This window comes from Anaerotignum sp., from assembly GCF_030625865.1.
Classification (GTDB): Bacteria; Bacillota; Clostridia; order Lachnospirales; family Anaerotignaceae; genus Chakrabartyella.
On sequence record NZ_DAOUQB010000074.1, the window covers coordinates 1 to 5,356 of the forward strand.

At 36.9% G+C, this 5,356-nt stretch carries 4 protein-coding genes and 1 pseudogene; 1 reads left to right on the forward strand and 4 read right to left on the reverse strand.

Annotated elements, in window-relative coordinates; all coding sequences use genetic code 11:
• Nucleotides 1-400: 400 nt before the first annotated feature.
• The 3 genes and pseudogenes from P9Q65_RS12970 to P9Q65_RS13495 form a co-directional block, all read right to left on the reverse strand.
• Nucleotides 401-2,182, reverse strand: a complete 1,782-nt coding sequence (locus P9Q65_RS12970) for a thioredoxin domain-containing protein (protein ID WP_334307207.1) — start codon at nt 2,180-2,182, stop codon at nt 401-403.
• A gap of 37 nt (nt 2,183-2,219) precedes the next feature.
• Complete coding sequence (locus tag P9Q65_RS13275; RefSeq protein WP_330695407.1) at nt 2,220-2,384, reverse strand: DUF255 domain-containing protein; 165 nt, start codon at nt 2,382-2,384, stop codon at nt 2,220-2,222.
• Nucleotides 2,385-2,860: 476 nt separating this feature from the next.
• Nucleotides 2,861-3,021 (reverse strand): annotated as a pseudogene (locus tag P9Q65_RS13495) (IS3 family transposase); the annotation flags it as partial.
• Nucleotides 3,022-3,881: 860 nt separating this feature from the next.
• Here P9Q65_RS13495 and P9Q65_RS12980 point away from each other — a divergent pair.
• Nucleotides 3,882-5,138, forward strand: a complete 1,257-nt coding sequence (locus P9Q65_RS12980; protein ID WP_304509918.1) for an aminotransferase class V-fold PLP-dependent enzyme — start codon at nt 3,882-3,884, stop codon at nt 5,136-5,138.
• 117 nt (nt 5,139-5,255) lie between these two features.
• Here P9Q65_RS12980 and P9Q65_RS13500 read toward each other — a convergent pair.
• Nucleotides 5,256-5,356 (reverse strand): IS3 family transposase (locus P9Q65_RS13500; protein ID WP_442870846.1); only part of this gene is annotated, 101 nt, incomplete at its 5' end.

A 5,356-nucleotide genomic window follows, 5' to 3' on the forward strand; every position in this document is an offset into this window, starting at 1 on the left:
TTTTTCTCCGTCCGACAACATCTGCACAATTTGCAGACGGTTGGAATCACTGAGGGCTTTGCAGATCAAAGCAACATCAATTGTATTCATAAAAACACCTCACATAGATAGTCGTCTATGTGACTATCTTACACCTCACATAGATAGCTGTCAATATGTTTTTATATATATTTAAAAATTTATAAAAAGATTCCTCTTTTCTCATAAATGAAATGCTCTGCATCTTTAAACCAACATATTTCCCGTAATTTCCTCCCAAACAAATTCCTATTCTAAAGCAAATTTTTTAACAATTCCACAGTCTAAAGTACCTAAAAAGTCCTATTAAAAAAATGGGCGCAAAGATCACAACCTCTACGCCCTATCTTAATATAAAAAAATATACTATTTTCATTGAATTTTACCAGTCTATTTCCCTTAAATTATTAACAGGAGGCAAACAACTATGATTGTGACATACATAGTAAGTCGTTTTATCATGAATCATTGGGTATTCCCCTGTAGGCTTATCTAAAACTTTTATGATACAATCCAAAGGAACTATAAAAGGCAGTTCTTTCAAATCCTCTCTATTTTGGGAAACCACGGTAATCGTCTGCACCGGTTCATAATAATCAGATAGCGCAATCAAATACATGGCATTTCCTGCGGGATACTGTTTTGACTCACCATACAAAAAATCCAATTGCTTTTTTTCAACCGCTTCATATGTTACATCAGTAGTAAGCTGGGAAAGTCTAACAAGATTATAAGCCATCATAGAATTACCACTTGGCATTGCTCCGTCATAACTCTCTTTCGGCCGCATGATTAATGCTTCATTGTCTGTTCCATAAAGATAGAAGCCTCCGTTTTTTTCATCAAAAAAATCATTTATGGCTTTTTTCATAAACTCCTCAGCCTTTTGTACATAATCATTGTCGAGAGTCGCATCATACAAAGCAAGCAATGCAAAAATATAGTTTCCATAGTCATCAAGGAATCCTTGTTGGCCTCTCACCCCTTGGCGGAAACTTACAAACAAAGTTCCATTTTCGCACAAATGCTGTTCAATAAACTCTTGAGACTTTTTTGCTGCATTTAAATATTTTACGTTTCTGCTGACACGGTATAACCAACACATAGCCGCAATCATCAAAGAATTCCATGAAGTTAATATTTTATCATCCAGATGAAGCTTATTTCTATTTTTCCGATATTCATAAATCTTTGATAAATATGGTACGAATTCATTGGAAAGGCTCTGCTTTTTCAAAAGATTGGGTATGCTTTTACCCATAAAGTTCCCCTTTTGCGTAATAGAATAATATTCGTTAAAAGCTTGTCCGGTGTTCTCTCCCAGAAGTGCAATAATTTCTGAAGGTGCAAAGACATAGTATTTCCCTTCTTCTCCATCACTGTCAGCGTCTTGAGCGCAGTAAAATCCTCCATCCGGCGCGGTCATTTCTCGAAGAATATACTGTGCAGTTTTTTCCGCAACCTCACGATAAAATAAATCATCCGTAATCTCATATGTTTTACAATAGGCAAGAATCAGTAATGCATTATCATAAAGCATCTTCTCGAAGTGCGGTACCAGAAAAGAGCGGTCAGTGGAATATCTGCTAAAACCGTAGCCTATATGGTCAAATATTCCGCCTTTATACATCTGCTTCAAGGTATGCTCTACCATTTTTAAAACATGTTCTTCTCCCCTTTTCTCATAATGCTTTAAAAGAAATAATAAATTATGGGGGGCAGGAAATTTGGGCGCATTCCCAAAGCCTCCAAATACTTTATCATAGCTATCCTTATATAAATCTGCCGCTATTTCAATGAGACTGCCTTCGCTTTGACTTTGTGAACCCTGTTCATTATTAAAGGCCGTAACAATTGCGTCTGCAGATTGAAGTAATTCGTCACGATTATTTCCCCACTGTTCATGAATCACATTAAGCAATTGTTTGAAGCCCATCATACCGTATCTGCTTTTCTTAGGAAAATAGGTTCCTGCAAAAAATGGCTTTTGCTCCGCAGTCATAAAAATACTCGTTGGCCAGCCGCCTCTGCCTGTAAGCGCCTGACAAACCCTCATATAAATGCTGTCTATATCAGGACGTTCTTCTTTATCCACCTTAATGGATATAAAGTTTTCATTGAGAATTTCTGCTATTTCCGTGTCTTCAAAACTTTCGTGTGCCATAACATGGCACCAGTGACAAGTAGTCTACGAACTGCAATCAGGAATACCCAATAGATAAGAAGATTGGCTTATCATCTTTTTTTGCCTTATCAAAAGCTTCTTCTCCCCAAGAATACCAATTTACAGGATTATAGGCATGTTGTAGAAGATATGGGCTTTTTTCCTTTATCAACCTATTGGGTATTACACGATTTGTAGTCATAATATCACCTCCAATTTTTTTAAATATTTATTTCTTGTTACAGTATCCCCTTCATAATTATAAAAATTCGTTTCCCTATTGTCTTCACCAAATCATTTTAGCAACACCTGTTTTTTCCCAATCTTTTATAAATAACTGTACCCGCAAATTCGCAAAGTTTGGTTATTTGAATATACAAGGTTATTTTAAGTTATGAAATTTAAGAAATAGAATATTGGGTTAACTATTTAAGATATAATAATATTTGTTTAAAAGTAAAAAGTTTTTCTAAATATAAGATATTAACAAAAGCTGGAGGGAAATGTGTGGGCCATAAGAAATTACATGAAAATGAAATGGATTGTCAACACCTTTCTAGACAACTTTTTTAAGGGTGTTCACTCGATACTTTACTGAGTTTGATAGCCTAATGAGGAATGAATTCGATGGTTGCTGAACCGGTTTACATAATCACATAATTCAATCTGAAGATGATATAAGTTGAAAAATGTCTGATCATTAAATTGACGGTCAACAACATTTTTGATTTTGATTCATTGCAGATATCTTTTTGTGGGCGGAACTGTACAACAGTATAATTAGAAACCAGCCCTTCCTGTTTCATGATTCTTCCAATGCGGCGGCGCGAAGCTGTATGAGGATATCATGTCTAAACGCTTTCGTATTTTAACATTTTCTTTGGATGGAAATTGGAATTTCTTTTTTACACCATTGTTTTTTCCCTTTCTGGTTTAGAATATTGTTTAAGAATCCTTTTTTAAAATTTACTGTAAAGCATCTATATTAATTTGTCCGAAATAATTTACAGCCCTCACTTTCAGAAAAGGCCACGCATATGGAGGCTCAAAGATTTCTGAAAACTCTTTAGCCAATTTTGCGGATACTCAGTTTCAATCATTATATGATCCAAAGTAAACATTTCGTTCTCCTTAAATATCGATATCTTCAACTACAAATTACTGTTTTATTAGAAGTGCCTTCAATTTCTATTTTTGTACTGTATCTATATCTACCAAATTTTTTCACGTTAATAAAACGAGCGTTTTCATTTTCCACTACAATTCCTTTACTCGGGCAATCTTTTTTTGAATCATGTTTTTCACCTAAAGTAAAAGCATTTTGAGGGCAGTAATTTGGTAATTAAATATTTTAGCTTTATCTTCACCAGACAGCCATCTTAACTTGGCGGTAGAAAAAACAGATTGGCCGCATGGGCTGACGCTGTAGCCTTGCGGCATCACTCACAATGAAAAAAATTTCAAATCCTCCTTCAATCTCAAAAGTGACTTCACCACAAAGACATGATCCTTTATATTTTAGAAACAGTCGCCTGAATGGTAAGGTCTGAAAAATAGAAAAATCGAATTTTTCCGCCTGTTTATAACGACCACAATATGAAAACAGTTCATGTCATAACATCAATGGAAGTGCCCGATTGTAACGAATCATATATTATAAGCATATACTTTAAATAATAAAATGCATGGGGAAAACATCATGAACAAAAATCAAGACACAGCAGATTCTCTACGAAACCTGACAGTGGATATTGCTTCACTGATGCCTACAAATAATGGTAATTTGTTCAATATCTATTTTGACAACGGTGCCACGACACCGCCTATGGAATCCGTTGTCAAGGCAATCGAGGAATATACGCCATGGTATAAATATGTAGCAACAAATTCACTGAAAGCAGATTTTTTATCTTCACTGTATGAGCGAGGGCGTAAAACAATAAAACGATTCGTCGGTGCAAACTTAGAGAACGATATTGCCATCTATACTAAAAATTCAACCGAAGCGATCAATATATTAAGCAACGTAATATGGATGCGGCATTATAAACAAAATCCAGTTGTAATTACCACTTACATGGAACACCTTTCCGATTATCTTCCATGGAAATTCCGATTCGAAACCATTCTTGTGGACGTATTGCCCGACGGCAGACTCTCTATGCAAGATCTGGAACACAAGCTTTGGCAGTACCGTCAGAGAGTCAAGCTGGTGGCAGTCACAGGCGCAAGCAATGTCACAGGTTATGTGAATCCTATCCATGACATAGCGCGGCTGGCACACCAATATGGTGCTGAGATATTCGTTGACGGCGCACAGCTTGTACAGCACAGGACTGTCTGCATGAGGACTGCTGATCCTGCCGAACATATTGATTATCTTTCATTCAGCTCACACAAAATTTATGCACCGGCTTTTTCCGGCGTATTGATTGGTCCGCAGAAAGCGTTCGATGCAGCTCTTCCATTGTATTTCGGCGCTGGAATGGAAACTTTTGCAACAGATTACGAGATTAAGCTCAAAAAAAGTCCCGCACGTTATGAGGGAGGTTCCAACAACTTATTGGGAGCGATTGCAACCAGCTGCGCACTTCTTACAATTGATCAAACCGGGATGAGCGCAATCCGCAAACAAGAGCAGGATCTGTTGGCATACGGAATCAGTCTTCTATCACAAAACCCCAATGTGATCATTTATGGTGACACAGGGTATCTGGAAGACCGCATTCCCATGATTTCCTTCAACGTTCAAGGTAAGACATGTAAAGAGACTGCGGATTATCTATATGACAATTATGGCCTGATAACCAAGAATGGCCTGATTGGATCGAATCTTTACGTTCAGAAATTGACGGAGGGAACACCATATGATGGTGTTGTAAGGGTAAGCATGGCGTTTTTTAATCAACGGTTTGAACTGGATCGGCTAGCTGAGGCATTGATGGGATTCCAGTAAGCAAGGTAGGCACCTTCTGCTTTACCCATAATGGGCAGGCTCATTAATATTCTACCAAAAATCATCACCACCAGCTCAGTGAAGTTGTCAAGTCAATGTAGACATCTAAAAACCACCTTAAGGAAAGCCTTGTTCAGTTCTATATTGAACAGGGCTTAAGTATCCTAAAGCATATGCGGGACGCTCATTGTTAAAATATTGAACATATTTGTCTAAAA

What these genes read in the sequence shown, in the direction of transcription:
- P9Q65_RS12980 (WP_304509918.1), top strand. Translation starts at nt 3,882, where the DNA reads ATGAACAAAAATCAAGACACAGCAGATTCTCTACGAAACCTGACAGTG.
- P9Q65_RS13275 (WP_330695407.1), bottom strand. Translation starts at nt 2,384, where the DNA reads ATGACTACAAATCGTGTAATACCCAATAGGTTGATAAAGGAAAAAAGC.
- P9Q65_RS12970 (WP_334307207.1), bottom strand. Translation starts at nt 2,182, where the DNA reads ATGGCACACGAAAGTTTTGAAGACACGGAAATAGCAGAAATTCTCAAT.